General features: G+C 63.0%; 13 protein-coding genes. 10 read left to right on the forward strand and 3 right to left on the reverse strand.

Annotated features, from left to right (window positions below):
* Positions 1-2,105: TonB-dependent receptor domain-containing protein (locus ACFO3E_RS14260; RefSeq protein ID WP_380805474.1), on the forward strand; the 2,105-nt coding region annotated here is incomplete at its 5' end.
* Here the strand turns inward: ACFO3E_RS14260 and ACFO3E_RS14265 are convergent.
* Positions 2,083-2,817: a YggS family pyridoxal phosphate-dependent enzyme gene (locus ACFO3E_RS14265; RefSeq protein ID WP_380805476.1), complete on the reverse strand. Its 735-nt coding sequence runs from the start codon at positions 2,815-2,817 to the stop codon at positions 2,083-2,085. The genes ACFO3E_RS14260 and ACFO3E_RS14265 overlap by 23 nt on opposite strands.
* Before the next feature lie 23 nt (positions 2,818-2,840).
* On the opposite strand from ACFO3E_RS14265, the gene ACFO3E_RS14270 reads away from it, so the two are divergent.
* Positions 2,841-3,395, forward strand: a complete 555-nt coding sequence (locus ACFO3E_RS14270) for a thiamine phosphate synthase (protein ID WP_066525885.1) — start codon at positions 2,841-2,843, stop codon at positions 3,393-3,395.
* A gap of 179 nt (positions 3,396-3,574) precedes the next feature.
* Positions 3,575-4,387, forward strand: a complete 813-nt coding sequence (locus ACFO3E_RS14275; RefSeq protein ID WP_066525883.1) for an SDR family oxidoreductase — start codon at positions 3,575-3,577, stop codon at positions 4,385-4,387.
* Positions 4,388-4,573: 186 nt separating this feature from the next.
* Here the strand turns inward: ACFO3E_RS14275 and ACFO3E_RS14280 are convergent, their stop codons facing one another.
* On the reverse strand, positions 4,574-5,305 hold the full coding sequence (locus ACFO3E_RS14280; protein WP_380805479.1) for a hypothetical protein: 732 nt from the start codon (positions 5,303-5,305) through the stop codon (positions 4,574-4,576).
* Positions 5,306-5,529: 224 nt separating this feature from the next.
* On the opposite strand from ACFO3E_RS14280, the gene ACFO3E_RS14285 reads away from it, so the two are divergent.
* The 6 genes from ACFO3E_RS14285 to ACFO3E_RS14310 all read left to right on the forward strand — a co-directional run bounded on the left by ACFO3E_RS14285 (position 5,530) and on the right by ACFO3E_RS14310 (position 12,906).
* Entirely contained in the window at positions 5,530-5,979 is a 450-nt protein-coding gene (locus ACFO3E_RS14285) for a DUF3576 domain-containing protein (protein ID WP_380805482.1), read from the forward strand.
* A gap of 83 nt (positions 5,980-6,062) precedes the next feature.
* A complete protein-coding gene (gene leuS / locus ACFO3E_RS14290; protein WP_380805483.1) occupies positions 6,063-8,579 on the forward strand; it encodes a leucine--tRNA ligase in 2,517 nt (838 codons plus the stop codon).
* Positions 8,580-8,656: 77 nt separating this feature from the next.
* A complete protein-coding gene (gene lptE / locus ACFO3E_RS14295; protein ID WP_066525876.1) occupies positions 8,657-9,151 on the forward strand; it encodes an LPS assembly lipoprotein LptE in 495 nt (164 codons plus the stop codon).
* On the forward strand, positions 9,148-10,173 hold the full coding sequence (holA, locus tag ACFO3E_RS14300) for a DNA polymerase III subunit delta (RefSeq protein WP_066525873.1): 1,026 nt from the start codon (positions 9,148-9,150) through the stop codon (positions 10,171-10,173). The genes lptE and holA overlap by 4 nt, the downstream gene beginning before the upstream one ends.
* Positions 10,174-10,317: 144 nt before the next feature.
* Positions 10,318-10,722, forward strand: coding sequence for a peptide-methionine (R)-S-oxide reductase MsrB (gene msrB / locus ACFO3E_RS14305; protein ID WP_066525868.1), 405 nt, complete (start codon positions 10,318-10,320; stop codon positions 10,720-10,722).
* Between the two features lie 111 nt (positions 10,723-10,833).
* Positions 10,834-12,906, forward strand: a complete 2,073-nt coding sequence (locus ACFO3E_RS14310) for a transglycosylase domain-containing protein (protein ID WP_066525864.1) — start codon at positions 10,834-10,836, stop codon at positions 12,904-12,906.
* A gap of 4 nt (positions 12,907-12,910) precedes the next feature.
* Here the strand turns inward: ACFO3E_RS14310 and ACFO3E_RS14315 are convergent, their stop codons facing one another.
* The gene (locus ACFO3E_RS14315) at positions 12,911-13,858 is read right to left on the reverse strand and encodes a retroviral-like aspartic protease family protein (protein WP_066525860.1); all 948 of its coding nucleotides are present in this window, start codon (positions 13,856-13,858) and stop codon (positions 12,911-12,913) included.
* Positions 13,859-14,138: 280 nt separating this feature from the next.
* On the opposite strand from ACFO3E_RS14315, the gene rho reads away from it, so the two are divergent.
* The gene (gene rho / locus ACFO3E_RS14320) at positions 14,139-15,395 is read left to right on the forward strand and encodes a transcription termination factor Rho (RefSeq protein ID WP_066525858.1); all 1,257 of its coding nucleotides are present in this window, start codon (positions 14,139-14,141) and stop codon (positions 15,393-15,395) included.
* Positions 15,396-15,404: the final 9 nt, after the last annotated feature.

The following is a 15,404-nucleotide window of genomic DNA, read 5'->3' on the forward strand; positions in this document are numbered from 1 at the left end:
ACGATCGCGATCGCTATTTCGTGCGCGGGCAGGCGCTGTTCGAACCGAACGACTCGCTGTCGATCCGGTTGATCGGCGATTATACCCATCGCGACGAAAGCTGCTGCGGCGCGGCCTATATCGAAACACGCGAGCGGCGGCCGGTCGCGGGTGGGGGTTATTCGACTGCGCCCTTCAACCGCATAGCGGCGATCCTGTCCGGGCAGGGCAGCGTGTTCCCGACGGATCCCTATGACAGAGACCTGACCATCACGGCGGGCCGCAATTATGGCAGCAAGGTCAAGGATTGGGGCGTGTCGGGCGAGGTCAATTACGACCTGGGCGACGCGAAACTGACGAGCATCACCGCCTACCGCGATTATAAGAGCCAGGATTATGGCGATTATGACTATAGCGGCGCGGATCTGCTCTATCGCGACCCCAACACCTATCGCCAGTTCCGCACCTTCACGCAGGAGCTGAGGGCGCAGGGTTCGGCCTTTGGCGAGGTGCTGGACTGGCTGGTCGGCGGCTACTACGCGCATGAGAAGCTGACGCTGGAGGACAATATCCGCTTCGGCGCGGATTATGGCCGGTTTACAGCCTGCCGTTTGATGGCGGGTGCGGGCGTCAACAGCAACCTGACGGCGCAGCAGCTGGCGGCGTGCGGCAGCGGATTGGCGACACAAGCGCTGATCACCGGCACGCAGGCGCAGCTCAACGCCGCCTTGACTCCTGCCCTGGGAGCCGGTGCGGCTGGTGCGCTGTCAACGGGTCTGGGCAATGGGCTGCGTGCGTTGGCGGCGATCCCCAGCGGTACGGGCGATCTCGCTTCCGTATATCGTCAGAAGAGCGAGAATTGGGCGCTCTTCACGCACAATATCATCCACATCACCAAGCAGCTCGATCTGACGCTGGGGCTGCGCTACACCCATGAGAGCAAGCGTTTCTCGGCAGATTTCAACAATAATAATGCGACCTGCGCGGCGTTGCAGACCCGCAATCCGGGAGCGCTCAACGACTTGTTCGAGATCGCAACCACCCCGGCGCTCGGTAGCGCGGCGGCGCTGGCGCAGGGCATCCTGACGCTGGGCTGTTTGGGCAATAGCTCGACCGGGCTCAACGCGCTGAACCTTAATGACAGGATCAGCGATGGCCAGTTTTCCGGAACGGCCGTGCTGTCGTGGAAGCCGGTGGATGAACTGCTGGTCTATGGCAGCTATTCGAAGGGCTATAAGGCGGGCGGTTTTAATCTTGATCGTTTCCAGCTGGGATCGACAGGGCTAAACCCTGTTCCGGCCGTTTTTTCGCCCCGGAGCAACGCCGATGTTACCAGCCTGCGCTTTGCAGCGGAGAAGGTCGATGCGTTCGAAGTGGGGCTGAAATACACCCAGCCCAAATGGAGCGCGAACATTGCGGCATTCCGGCAGGAGTTCAAGAATTTCCAGTTGAACACCTTCAACGGCACCAGCTTCGTCGTCCAGAATATCAATGGCTGTGACGGGGCGCTTTCGGCGAGCCGTACCTGTGACAGCGATGATGTCGGGCCTGGCCTGATCAGTCAGGGCGTGGAGCTGGAGCTGGCGGCGACGCCCGTGCGTAATGTGCGATTCGCTGGCGGGTTGACCTATGTTCAGGCCAAGTTCGCCAACCGGCTGGTCGGCAGCGGCAATGGCTCTGTGCCGCTAGACCAGGCGCTGTTCCTGCTGCCCGGATCGATTAACTCGCAGGCGCCGGAGGTGGTGACCACGGTCAGCGCGTCTTGGACACCCGAGCTGGGTTCCAGCGGGCTGTCAGCGCTCTTCTATGTCGATGGGCGCATGACGAGCGACTTTAACACAGGGTCCGATCTGTTCCCCGAAAAGCGGCAGGACGGCTATGCGGTGTTCAACGCGCGTGTTGGTCTTCGCGGACCGGAACAGCGCTGGGCAGTGGAATTCTGGGGCCAGAATATCTTCAACCAGGATTATACGCAGGTCGCCTTCAGCGCCCCGCTGCAGTCCAGCAGCCCAAGCACATCGACGACCGGTCAGTTCGCGCGGGGCGCGCCGATGGCGAACCAGCTGATTTCGGCCTATCTGGCCGAACCCCGCACTTACGGCATCACGTTGCGCGGGAGTTTCTGATCATGCCCCGCCCGCTTCCCGGAAGGGAGCGGGCGGGCGCAGGGCGTTCTCCAAAAAGGGCGGTGCCGACGCGGATATCGGTCGCGCCGAGCATGATCGCCGTTTCGAAATCGCCTGACATGCCCATGGAGAGGCGATCGACGCCTTCTTCCCGCGCCATCTTCGCCAGCAGGGCGAAATAGGGCGCGGGCTCCACATCGGCGGGGGGCACGCACATGAGGCCCGCCACGGGAAGATCGGCGTCGCGCGCAGCGCGCAGCAGGGCAGGGGTGTCGGCAATGGCGCAGCCGCCCTTTTGCTCTTCCGCACCGATATTGACCTGAATGAAGCAAGGAATGCGCTTGCCCGCCGCATCCATTGCCTTGGCGAGGGCTGTGAGCAGCGAAGGGCGGTCGAGCGAATGGATGACGTCGAACAGCGCGACGGCGTCTGCGGCTTTGTTGGATTGAAGCTGGCCGACGAGATGCAGTGCGATGTCCGGGGTTTCGGCGCGCAGTTCTGGCCATTTGCCCTGCGCTTCCTGAACGCGGTTTTCGCCGAAGCTTCGCTGGCCTGCGGCGATCAGGGGACGAATGGCGGCAGCCTCCTGCGTTTTCGAGACGGCGATCAGGGTGATGTCTGCGGCGGTGCGGCCGGTGAGGCGCGCGGCGCGGCCCATGGTTTCGCGCACGGCGTTCAACCGTTCTGTGGCTTCGATGCTGTCGGTCGTCATGGTGGCTGCTATAGGCGAGGGCAATGAGAGCCCGCTACGCAAAAAATGTGCCTTCGACCTGGCTGGTGACCGACGAACGGGTTTCGACGGCGGCACTGCTGAAGGGCGCGGCGCGCTTGCCGCAGGGGAGGGGTGGCATCCTCTTTCGCCATCATGCGAGCGGCGGTCGGGAGCGGCGGCGGCTGTTTGACCAATTGGCGACGATCGCGCGCCGCAGGCGACTGGTGCTGCTGCTTGCGGGATCCGCGCGGCAGGCGGCGGCCTGGGGCGCGGACGGATGGCACGGGCGCAGCGTCAGCGGCACGGTGCGGCCTTTGTGGCACAGCATGGCGGCGCATAATGCGCGCGAATTGCAGGCGGCCGAGCGTGCGGGGGCTGATCTCATCTTTCTGTCGCCTTTGTTCCCGACACGGTCGCATCCAGGGGGTAGGGCACTCGGCCGGAGGCGCTTTGCCGCCCTGGCGCACCGGGCAAGCATGCCGGTGATGGCGCTGGGGGGCGTGAGTGCAAAGCATCGGGGTTTGCTGCGCGGGATTGGCGCGGCAGGCTGGGCGGCGATCGATGGGCTGACGGAATAGGATGAGGGAGGAAAATGCGGGCAGCATTGAGGGGGAGCCGTGATTTTCACTGAAGTTTGCTTGTCTGGAGGCGATGTAGTCCGGAAGGTTGGTCGGAAGAGTGGAAAGCCGATATAGGGGAGAGCCACTGGAACTCGGCAGCACCGGCAGACTTCTGTCCGCAAACGAAAGGAGCTTTCGTGACGGACGTCGTCGTTCTCGTTGGAGCAGGGTCGATTGGTCAAGCAATCGCGCGTCGGGTTAGCTCCGGCAGGGCGCTCTTGCTTGCCGACCTCCGACAGGACAATGCCGACGCCGCGGCCAAGACGCTGAGCGATGCGGGTTTCGAAGTCACCACCGCCACGGTCGATGTATCGTCGCGCCAATCCGTTGAGGCGCTGGTGCGGCAGGCGACGGGCATGGGCGATATAACTGGCCTCATACAGGCGGCTGGCGTGTCGCCGTCGCAAGCACCGGTCGAGACCATATTGAAGGTCGATCTTTACGGCACTGCGCTTTTGCTTGAGCTATTTGGCAATGTCATGGCGCCCAGCGGCTCGGGCGTCGTTATTTCTTCTCAATCGGGGCACAGGCTTGGCCCGCTTCCGGTGGAGCAGAGCAAGGCGTTGGCGATGACCCCTGTCGAAGACCTCCTCAATTTGCCGTTTCTGCAAACTGGCGAGGTGAAGGACACATTGCACGCCTACCAACTTTCGAAGCGCGGCAATGTGCTGCGGGTCATGGCCGAGGCGGTGCGCTGGGGTCGGCGCGGAGCGCGGATCAACAGCATAAGTCCAGGCATCATCATCACGCCCCTTGCGAATGACGAACTCACGGGGCCGCGCGGCGAAGGTTATCGCAAGATGATCGAAAGCTCTGTGGCGAAGCGCGCCGGGACGCCGGACGAGATAGAAACCGCCGCTGCACTGCTCATGGGACAGGACGGGGCGTTTATTACCGGCAGCGATTTGTTGATGGATGGCGGCGTTACCGCAACTTACTGGTTCGGCTGACATCTTGATAGCAAATGTTCGGTAATGGTCGTGAGCAGACTCACCCGCCGTCCGCATGGGGCTTGTCGAGAGTCCTCGTCCAACTTGGGTTCGCAGAGGAACGCTAGGGAATGATCAGGTGAAGCTGGGGCTATGCGATAGCATTGGCTGGTACGACCGAAGGAGGGTTCAAGACCCTCCGTCCGATCAGAATTTGAATACCGTGCCCAAATAGACGGCCTGATTATCCTGCCGCTCGTCGGTCATCGGGGTCAGGCGGCCGATGACGCTGTTGTTGTAGCGCAGCCCGGCCGTGACGTTGAGATTGCGCGTTAGCGAGTAGGAGCTGGCCAGATCCAGCGAATAATCCTTGTCCGCATTGGGCGCGCGAACGGCAGCGCCAGGATCGCGGCGGCTTTCGATCATCACCTTGGTGCTGAACCGATTCTTGGTGCCCTGATCCAGCGAGAAATTCTTTGCGCCCGCGATCTGATCGATCGAAACCGGGTCGAGTTCCTTGCGGCCGACCGCTTCAGGCAGGGCGAACTTGCGCCAGTTATGCGCATTGTTCAGGCTGAAGGCGACGGGAGCGATGCTGACGGGATCGAGCGTACGGCTGACGGTCATGCGATCATTGAGATCGGTCGCGCGCACCATCACGGTGACCGAACGCTGCCCGCTGAGCGAGCCGCTGGTTGGCGTGAAGCGGAAATTCTGACGACCGGCCGAGGCGGCGATGCGCGCGTAAGCGGCGGCAAGGCGCGGGTCTTTGGTCGTTGGGGTGAAGGAAGAAATGCTGCCGAGCGCGCCGAGCGAAACGGGCACGTCAGCCCGCATGCGGACAAGATCGGTTGCGGCGCCAAGAGCGGGAGACAGCATGAAGCCGGCCACGGCGATAGCCGAGCCTGCCAATGCTAACTGTCCCCTCTTCATACGCATGACGCGAATCTCTTCCCCACCGACTAATTTTCTAAACCTGTACACCTGAGAGCCTGCAATGGGTAGTACGTCATGACCTTTTTGTCCGCGCTGTTGCACGGAACACACAGAGTCCAAACGCACGGGTCGGCGAAGCGTTTCTTACGCGTCCGCGGTCCCCCTTGCCCATTGCCACGGCTTCTCTATAGAAGCGGGGCGTTTTTCCTCAATATGGGACATGCCTGATGGTCCGCCGCCTACCCGCTTCTGTTTCCGCCGGTCTGCTGCTGGCCGCGCTTCTGCCGCTCGCTGCTTGTGGCGGCGGGTCCAAGGAGCGTCCGAAGGCCGATCTGGCCGCGTCCAAAGTGACGACCATCGGCGTCAACAGCTATTTGTGGCGCGCGACGCTGGACACGCTGTCCTTCATGCCGATGGTGCAGACGGATTCGAACGGCGGCGTGATCGTCACGGACTGGTACGCCAATCCCAACAGCCCAAACGAGCGGATGAAGCTGACCGTGTCGATCCTGGACCAGGATCTGCGCGCTGATGCGCTGCGCGTGGCTGCCAGCCGACAGGTCAACCAGGGCGGTCAGTGGATCGATGCGCCGGTCCAGGCCGCGACCGTGCAGAAGCTGGAAGAGATCATCCTGACCAAGGCGCGCGACCTGCGCCGGATGGCGATTGCCGGATAAGATTTCGTTTAACGGATTTTCCTGAATAACTGGGGCTGGGCTTGGAAAAGCTCAGCCCGCCTGCATTTTGAGGACTGGAATAGATGCAAAGGCGCTTCAACCCGCTGGAGGCCGACGCCCGATGGCAGGCCGTCTGGGACGAGAAGCAGACGTTCAAGGCGTCCGACAGCAGCGACAAGCCGCGTTCCTATGTGCTGGAGATGTTCCCCTATCCCTCCGGGCGGATCCATATCGGCCATGTGCGCAACTATTCGATGGGTGACGTGCTGGCGCGCTTCCGCCGGATGACGGGACATGAGGTACTGCATCCGATGGGCTGGGACGCCTTTGGCATGCCGGCCGAAAATGCCGCGATGGAAAAGAAGGTGCATCCGGGCAGCTGGACGCGCGAGAATATCGCGACGATGCGGACACAGCTCAAGAAGCTGGGCTTTGCGCTCGATTGGAGCCGGGAGCTGGCGACCTGCGAGCCGGATTATTATGGGCAGGAACAGGCGCTGTTCCTCGACATGATGGAAGCGGGCCTCGTCTATCGCAAGGAATCAGCGGTCAATTGGGACCCGGTCGATATGACCGTGCTAGCGAACGAGCAGGTGATCGATGGCAAGGGCTGGCGCTCCGGCGCGCCGGTCGAGAAGCGCAAGCTTAGCCAATGGTTCCTCAAGATCACTCAATTTGCCGATGACCTGTTGGCGGGTTTGAAGACGCTCGACCAGTGGCCCGAAAAGGTGCGGTTGATGCAGGAAAATTGGATCGGCAAGTCGGTCGGTCTGCAATTCCGCTTCAAGCTGGATGAGGTCGTTGACGGCATCAGCGAACTGGAGGTTTTCTCCACCCGTCCCGACACGATCTTCGGGGCGAGCTTCGCGGCGATTGCGGCGGATCATCCGCTGGCGCTGGCACTGGAAGCCAAGGACTCGGCGCTCGCCGCCTTTGCCGAGGAATGCCGTCATACGGGCACCGCCGCTGCCGAGGTCGAGACGCAGGAGAAGAAGGGCTATGACACCGGCCTGTCGGTGATCCATCCCTTTACCGGGCGCAAGTTGCCGCTGTTCGTCGCGAATTTCGTGTTGATGGATTATGGCACGGGCGCGGTCATGGCGGTGCCGGGGCATGACCAGCGCGACCTCGACTTTGCGCGCAAATATATGCTGCCGGTCGAGCGCGTGGTCGCTGCGGAGGGCGATGAGGACAAGGGCATTGGCGACGAAGCCTATGCCGGGCCGGGCCGCCTTGTGAACTCCGATTTCCTCAACGGTATGAGCGTCGAGGATGCGAAGGCCGAGGTTATCCGCCGCGCCGAAAGCGAGGGCTGGGGCACTGGCACCACCGTATTCCGCCTGCGCGACTGGGGCGTGTCGCGCCAGCGCTATTGGGGCACGCCGATCCCGGTGATCCATTGCGAGGATTGCGGGGCCGTGGGCGTGCCCAAGGATCAGCTGCCCGTAGTGTTGCCCGAGGATGTCAGCTTCGACATTCCCGGTAATCCGCTGGATCGCCACCCGACCTGGAAGCATGTCGATTGCCCGAAATGCGGCAAGGCGGCGCGGCGGGAGACCGACACGCTGGACACTTTCGCCGACTCCAGCTGGTATTTCATCCGTTTTGCCAGCCAGCCCAAGGACAAGCCGTTCGACCGCGAGACGGTCGAAAAATGGCTGCCGGTCGGTCAGTATATCGGTGGCGTGGAACATGCGATCCTGCATCTGCTCTACGCCCGTTTCTGGACCCGCGCGCTGCAGCATATGGGGCAAATCGGCTTTGCGGAGCCGTTCACCGGGCTTTTCACCCAGGGGATGGTGACGCACGAGACCTACAAGTCGCCCGAAGGCACCTGGCTGGCCCCGCAGGATGTGGAGCGGCAGGGCGACAAGGTCGTGATGCTGGACAGTGGCGCGCTGGTTACGGTCGGTCGTGTCGAGAAAATGTCCAAGTCCAAGAAGAATGTCGTCGATCCCGATGACATCATCGCCCAATATGGCGCGGACGCGGTGCGCTGGTTCATGCTGTCCGACAGCCCGCCGGAGCGCGACCTGCCCTGGACCGAGGCCGGCATCGAAGGGTCCTGGCGCTTCGTAAACCGTCTTTGGAGGCTGTTTGGCGAGGCTGATAAGGGGGCGGAAGGGCAGGACAAGGCGCTCGACCGCAAGCTGCACCAGACCATCGACGGCGTTGCCAAGGATATCGAGGCGCTGTCCTTCAACAAGGCTGTGGCGAAGATCTACGAACTCACCAACGCGGTCGAAAAGGCCAAGCCCTCGGCCAGCCGCAGCGCGGCGATCCGGGCGCTGGCGCTGCTGGTCGCGCCGATGACCCCGCATCTGGCCGAAGAAGCGTGGGCGGACATGGGCGAGGAAGGTCTGATCGCCGAGGCGGCGTGGCCTGACGTCGATCCGGCGCTGCTGGTCGAGGATGAAGTCACCATCGCTTGCCAGGTGATGGGCAAGCTGCGCGACACGATCACCGTGCCCAAGGGTACGCCCAAGGAGGAATTGGAAAAGCTGGCTCTGGCGGCGCCCAATGTGGTGCGGACGCTGGATGGGGCGAGCCCCAAGAAGGTGATCGTGGTGCCTGATCGTCTGGTGAACCTGGTTATCTAGCAAGCTCCGACCGCCCTGTTCGAACGAGCCACCCGTCTCGTTCGACAGACTCAGCCCGAACGGATAGAGATTGGTCTATGAAACGCACCGTCCCCCTTCTCCTGCTCGCTTCGCTCTCTGCCTGCGGGCTGCATCCCGTCTATAGCGGGGGCAGCCATGGGGCAGTGGCGCAGCGGCTGGGTAATGTCGAGGTCGCGGCGATCGAGGGCAAGGGCGGCTGGCTGGTGCGCAATGCGCTTAATGACCGGCTGGCGGCGATGAGCGGCAATGGCCCCACCTACAAGCTGGTGGTGAAGCTGGACGACCAGATCAGCGGCTTTGGTCTTCGGGCGGACGCCGCGGTCACGCGCGAGCGGCGGACGCTGCGGGCCCGTTATCAACTGATCGATACGGCGACGGGAACCCAGGTCATCGATGACACCGCCGGTTCGGATGCGGGCATCGATGTCACGTCGAGCGAATATGCAACCATCGCGGCGGAAGATACGGCGCTGGAGCGACTGTCGCAAACCATCGCCGACCAGATCGTGACCCGGCTCGCGCTGTACGCCGCGCGGGAACAGCAGCGTTGAAGGCCAATCGGGGCCAGATAGAAAAGGCGCTCGACGCACCGTCGGCCGACATACGTTTTTTCCTGCTGTACGGACCGGATGAAGCCGGGAGCGCGGCGCTGGCCAAGCGGCTGGAGCGCGCCATGGGCCCGGAGGCGGAGCGCGTGGATTTGGACCCGCGGACATTGCGCGACGACCCGGCGCGGCTCGCGGACGAGGCGGCGTCCTTCTCCATGTTCGGTGACAAGCGGTGGGTGCGCATCAACGGCATGGGAGAAGAATCGCTGCCTGCGCTGTCTGCGCTGCTGGAAGCGGAGGCGGCGGGTAACCCGGTCATCGCTACCGCGGGCGCGCTGAAGGGTACGTCCAAGCTGCTCAAGCTCGTCCTCGACAGCCCGGCGGCGATGGCCTTTGCGTCCTACCAGCCCGACGCGCGGGAGGCGGAGCAGATCGCCGTAGCCATCGCGCGGGAAGGGGGGCTGCGCCTTGCGCCGGAGCTGGCCAAGCGCATCGTCGATCTGGCCAATGGCGACCGTGCGTTGATGGCGGGCGAAATCGAGAAGCTGACGCTCTATCTTGACGCGGCGCCGGACCGGCCGGGCGATGCGACAAGCGAGGCGCTGGACGCCCTGTCGGCGGACAACCCCGACGCCGACTCCGCGCCGCTGGTCAACGCGGTGCTTGGCGGTGATCTTCGCGCGATGCACCGAGAGCTGGGGCGGCTGGCGGAGGCTGGAACGGCAATGGCCGCGGTGTTGCGGCCGCTGCTAACCCGCGCGATGCTGCTGGCGAATATCCGGACGTCCTTTGACGATAGCGGGCGTCTGGATGCGGCGGTCGAGGCGGCAGGCAAGCAGGTGTTCTGGAAGGAAAAGGGTGTGGTGACGCGGCAGGTGCGGCTGTGGGATGCGCATGGAATTGCGCGCGTCATCCAGCGGCTGGCGCAAGCCGAGCGGGCGAGCCGGTCGGGCAGGGGACTGGGCGACCTGATGGTGCGGCACGAATTGCTGGCGATCGCGCGGCAGGCGGCGCGCGAGCGGTAGAGAAAATGTGCATCTCCTTTCGCGGGAATAGGGAGAGATTGCGCGCGACGTCTCGACTTCGCCCCAGCGAACGGATGGGAGGTAGGCATATGGGTGGCCTGCTAAGCGCTTGATCGCTGGGGACGGGCTCGCCATATTGCGCCCATGGACAAGCTCAACCTGACCGACGTTGAATGGCGTGAGCGCCTTTCCCCCGAACAATATCATGTCCTGCGCGAAGCGGGGACCGAGCGGGCTTTCACCGGCCGATATAACAGTAACAAGGCCGACGGCGTATATTATTGCGCCGGATGTGGCGCGGAGCTGTTCGACGCGGAAGAGAAATATGACAGCGGATCGGGCTGGCCGAGCTTCACGGCGCCCGTCGATATCGATGCGGTCGAAGAAATTCGCGACAGCAGCCATGGCATGATCCGCACTGAAGTACGCTGCGCGAAGTGCGAGGGCCATCTCGGGCATGTCTTCCCTGACGGTCCTGGCGTCAACGGTCTGCGCTATTGCATGAACAGCGCGTCGCTGGATTTCAAAGCGCGGGACGAGGTTGAATAATTATTCATCGCCGGTAAAGCCTCGCTTCTCTTGAGAACCGAGTTTCAAGGGTTGCTTGCGCCTGATTTCCGCTGGCCGCCCGTTCACTTAGCGCGTATGCGAGCGGCATAGATGGCACGATCAGGCAAGAGCAAGGGGACGCCGGGCAGGGCGAGGCTGTGGCTGGTGCGCGCCGTGAAGTTCGGACTGGTCGCCACGCTGGGTGGACTGTTCGCCATAGTGGTCGCGGTGGTCATCGCCTACCAGTCGCTGCCCAGTTATGAATCGCTGAAATCCTCGCCCAACGGCCAGATGATCCGCGTGCATGCCGCCGATGGGAGCGTGATCGTTTCGTTGGGGCCGAGTTTTGGCCGCTGGCTTGCCTATGATCAGATCCCGAACGTCATGGTGGATGCCATGATCTCGACCGAGGACAAGCGTTTCTACCTGCATCCTGGCGTCGATCCGATCGGCATGGCGCGGGCCACGTGGGTGGCGCTGGAGAACCGGGGCAAGGGCCGCCGCTGGCAGGGCGCATCGACCATCACGCAGCAGGTGACGCGGAACATCTTCCTCAACAACAGCTATAGTTGGGGCCGCAAGGTGCGGGAGATGATCCTGGCGTTGGCGCTGGAGCGGAAATTCTCCAAGCGGCAGATTCTGGAGCTGTATCTCAACAAGGTTTATTTCGGCGGGGGGGCCTATGGCATCGACGCCGCAAGCCGGAAGTTTTTCGGTCATTCGGCAACCACGCTCCGCCTGCCTGAAGCAGCGATCATCGCGGGTCTGGTCAAGGCCCCGTCCAGCTATTCGCCCACAGCCGACGCCGAGGCCGCCATTGGCCGCGCGGGCGTGGTGCTGCAGCTGATGCAGGAAAATGGCGCGATCAGCGCGGCGGAGCGGGCCAGCATCGATCTCAATGATGTGAAGATGGCTCCGGAGCCGCCGCAGAACAGCGTGCGTTACTTCACCGACTGGGCGCTGCCGCAACTGGACGTGCTGGTCGATGAGCCTAACGAGCCGCTGGAGGTCTATACGACCATTGACCTCGGGATGCAGAAGGCGGCGACGGCGGCGATCCAGGCCAATGTGCCTGCGGGCGCGCAGGGAGCGCTCGTGTCCGTGGATCGGGACGGGGCTGTGCGCGCCATGGTGGGTGGGTTGGACTATGTGACGTCCAACTATAATCGCGCGACCACCGCCACCCGCCAGCCGGGTTCGGCGTGGAAGATCTTCGTCTATATGGCGGCGCTGGAGGCGGGATATACGCCCGATACGCGCGTCACGGACAAGCCGGTGACGATCAACGGCTGGAGCCCGCGCAATAGTTCCGGGCGCTATTCAGGCGACATCGATATCCGCACCGCCTTTGCCTATTCGATCAACACCGTCGCGGCGCAGCTGGGTGTTGAAGTGGGCTTCCCGACCGTTGCAGATATGGCGCGCCGCTTCGGCATCACGACGCCGATCAACACGCATCCTTCGATGGTGTTGGGGACGTCGGACGTACGGCTGATCGACATGACCCGGGCCTTCGCCTCGATCGCGCGCAAGGGAGTGGCGGTTACGCCCTATGGCATCACCAAGGTGACGACCGCTGACGGCCGGCTGCTCTATCAGCATCAGGACGATACCAGCCGCGTGCTAGTCGCGCCTTGGGTTGCGGCCGGGATGACCGACCTCATGCAGACGGCGGTCAGTACCGGCACCGGCAAGGCGGCGCAGATCGGGCGGCCGGTTGCGGGCAAGACCGGCACCACCAGCAGCAACAAGGATGGCTGGTTTCTGGGCTTTTCCAGCGGCATCACCACCGGCGTGTGGATGGGCCGCGATGACGCGCGCGCTGTCGGCGTGCTGCAGGGTGGACGCGCTCCGGCTCATGCCTTTGCCGACTATATGAAAGTCGCGGTGTCTCGCCGCCCGGTCGAGCAGTTCGAGACCCAGGTGACGCTGCCCGAATGGCAGTTGGAGCCGGACGAGGAAGCGTATTATGGCCAGCCCGACAATAGGACCGGTGGCGGCATGATGGTCGATGAGAACGGCCTGCCAATCAGCCAAGACCAGCAGCAGGATCAGGAAGATCCGGAGCAGGATGAGCAACCGATCGAGCAGGCTCCGGCAGCGCGCACGATGCCGCCGCGTCTGGACCAGCAATGGATCGACCAGGTGCTGGGCCGCGACCGGCAGCGGTCCGCGCCCCACTAATCCCCTAACCGGCTTTGCGCGGGGTTGCGGCGAAGCGCTGCCGATCGAGCGAACCAGCGTCGGGCATCAGGAAATCGACCTTTCCGCGGCCGAAATCGATGGCGACGCGGTCGAACATCTTGAGCGCCTGGATGCCGAGCAGCAGGGTCGGCTTGTCTTGCAGGCCGAGTTCTCGGAAAGGCTGGGCATCGGCGAACATGACCGGCAGATCGGTCAAGGCGATGGGACCCATGCGGATGCGGCCGATGCGACCCAGTTGCCCGGTCAACGTCTCGCCGGTGACGCTGAGCAGGCTGACGGTGCTCATCAGCGGTGCGCGCTTTTTCCGGATGAGCTTGTCTCGCAGCGCCAGATTGCCGACGCTGAGATGCGTGCCGGTGTCGAGGATGATGTTGACCTTAAGCCCGTTCGCGTCGGAATGGAGCAGGATCAACTGTCCTTTGCGGCGGCGCGCCTCGACGATGATTGCGTTGGGATCGCGCCACTTCGGGCGGCTCGAGCCGATCTCCATGCGCCCGGTGCGGAAATTCAGCAACAGGCGCTTGGCATGCAGGCTGTCGAGGCCAAGCAGCCCCGCTGCGCCCAGATGGTTCGCTTCCAGCACTGGGGCCTCGATGTCGTTGATCGTCGCATCCCCATAGCCAAGTTGCGGGACAGCAACGGTGCGCGTTTCGCTGCGACCCGCCATGCTGACGATCGTCACCGAGCGGCGCGTGGGAAGGGCGAGCCGTTCGGCAAGGTCGCGGGAGATGACGGTGCGCTGCGACCCGGTATCCACGATGAAGTTCCACGGTCCCTTGCCGCTGATATGGATCGGGATGGAGACACGATCGTCGTCGGTGGACAGCGTCCGCACGACCGCAGGGGGATCGGTTGCAGGGGGCATCTGCGCCGCCGCAGGGAGGCTGAATATGAGGACAGCAATTGCGGGGACGAGAGGAAAATGTCTCATGCCCTCACCTCTCCGGCTGTTATGGCCCTTCATAGCATGAAGGCGTCGCCATGGTCTATCGCCGCAACTGCTGCACCTTCTGCCGACGAAGGTCATCAACCACGCATTTTCCCTGCGTGCGGGGCGTTGCTGCGCCTTGACTTGGGGGCAGGCTGGTCGCTAAACGCGAACAATCTCTTCCGGCCGTCCAGCGCCGGAGTCTCCCGTGTTCTTCATACCGGGCAGCTCTCCCCGATTTTCGAATTTCCTTCCTCATCTCTCTCCATCGGACTTTAGTCGAATGCACCTTAAGGACCTCAAGAAGAAATCACCCGCCGACCTTGTCACCATGGCGGAGGAGCTGGGCGTCGAAGGCGCATCGACCTTGCGTAAGCAGGACCTGCTGTTCGCGATCCTCAAGGCCGAAGCGGAAAATGGCGAGCAGATCATGGGCGAGGGCACGATCGAGGTGTTGCCCGACGGCTTCGGCTTCCTGCGCAGCCCGGAAGCGAATTTCCTGGCCGGTCCTGACGATATTTATGTTTCGCCTAATCAGGTCCGCAAATTCGGCCTGCGAACCGGCGATACGGTGGAAGGCGAAATTCGCGCGCCCAAGGATGGCGAGCGCTATTTCGCGCTGACCAAGCTGATGTCGGTCAATTTCGACGATCCTGAAGTCGTCCGCCATCGCGTCAATTTCGACAATCTGACGCCGCTTTATCCGACCCAGAAGCTGGTGCTCGATACGCTGGACCCGACGGTCAAGGACAAGTCGGCGCGCGTCATCGATATCGTCTCGCCGCAGGGCAAGGGGCAGCGCGCATTGATCGTCGCGCCGCCGCGCACGGGTAAGACGGTCCTGCTCCAGAACATCGCCAAGGCGATCACCGACAATCACCCTGAAGTTTTCCTGATCGTCCTGCTGATCGACGAGCGTCCGGAAGAAGTCACCGACATGCAGCGCAGCGTGAAGGGCGAGGTCGTCTCCTCGACCTTCGACGAGCCCGCGTCGCGCCACGTCCAGGTCGCCGAAATGGTGATCGAGAAGGCCAAGCGCCTCGTGGAACATAAGAAGGATGTGGTGATCCTGCTCGACTCGATCACGCGCCTTGGCCGCGCCTACAACACGGTGGTGCCGTCGTCGGGCAAGGTGCTGACCGGCGGTGTGGACGCCAACGCGCTGCAGCGGCCCAAGCGCTTTTTCGGCGCTGCGCGCAACATCGAGGAGGGGGGCTCGCTCTCCATCATCGCGACGGCGTTGATCGACACCGGCAGCCGCATGGACGAAGTCATCTTCGAAGAGTTCAAGGGCACCGGCAACTCGGAAATCGTGCTGGACCGCAAGGTCGCCGACAAGCGCATTTTCCCGGCGCTGGACGTCGGCAAGTCGGGCACCCGCAAGGAAGAGCTGCTGGTCGACAAGGCCAAGCTGTCCAAAATGTGGGTGCTGCGCCGTATCCTGATGCAGATGGGCACGATCGATGCGATGGAATTCCTCCTCGACAAGATGAAGGATTCCAAGACCAACGAAGACTTCTTCGATTCGATGAACCAGTAAGCGGGAGCT

Origin of the sequence: Sphingobium tyrosinilyticum (assembly GCF_042654265.1) — a bacterium.
Taxonomy (GTDB): domain Bacteria; phylum Pseudomonadota; class Alphaproteobacteria; order Sphingomonadales; family Sphingomonadaceae; genus Sphingobium; species Sphingobium tyrosinilyticum.

Excerpts from the sequence above, each read along its gene's own strand:
- msrB (WP_066525868.1), top strand. The coding sequence starts at position 10,318 with ATGGACAAGCTCAACCTGACCGACGTTGAATGGCGTGAGCGCCTTTCC.
- ACFO3E_RS14270 (WP_066525885.1), top strand. The coding sequence starts at position 2,841 with ATGAGAGCCCGCTACGCAAAAAATGTGCCTTCGACCTGGCTGGTGACC.
- ACFO3E_RS14265 (WP_380805476.1), bottom strand. The coding sequence starts at position 2,817 with ATGACGACCGACAGCATCGAAGCCACAGAACGGTTGAACGCCGTGCGC.
- leuS (WP_380805483.1), top strand. The coding sequence starts at position 6,063 with ATGCAAAGGCGCTTCAACCCGCTGGAGGCCGACGCCCGATGGCAGGCC.
- ACFO3E_RS14315 (WP_066525860.1), bottom strand. The coding sequence starts at position 13,858 with ATGAGACATTTTCCTCTCGTCCCCGCAATTGCTGTCCTCATATTCAGC.
- lptE (WP_066525876.1), top strand. The coding sequence starts at position 8,657 with ATGAAACGCACCGTCCCCCTTCTCCTGCTCGCTTCGCTCTCTGCCTGC.
- rho (WP_066525858.1), top strand. The coding sequence starts at position 14,139 with ATGCACCTTAAGGACCTCAAGAAGAAATCACCCGCCGACCTTGTCACC.
- ACFO3E_RS14310 (WP_066525864.1), top strand. The coding sequence starts at position 10,834 with ATGGCACGATCAGGCAAGAGCAAGGGGACGCCGGGCAGGGCGAGGCTG.
- ACFO3E_RS14280 (WP_380805479.1), bottom strand. The coding sequence starts at position 5,305 with ATGCGTATGAAGAGGGGACAGTTAGCATTGGCAGGCTCGGCTATCGCC.
- ACFO3E_RS14285 (WP_380805482.1), top strand. The coding sequence starts at position 5,530 with ATGGTCCGCCGCCTACCCGCTTCTGTTTCCGCCGGTCTGCTGCTGGCC.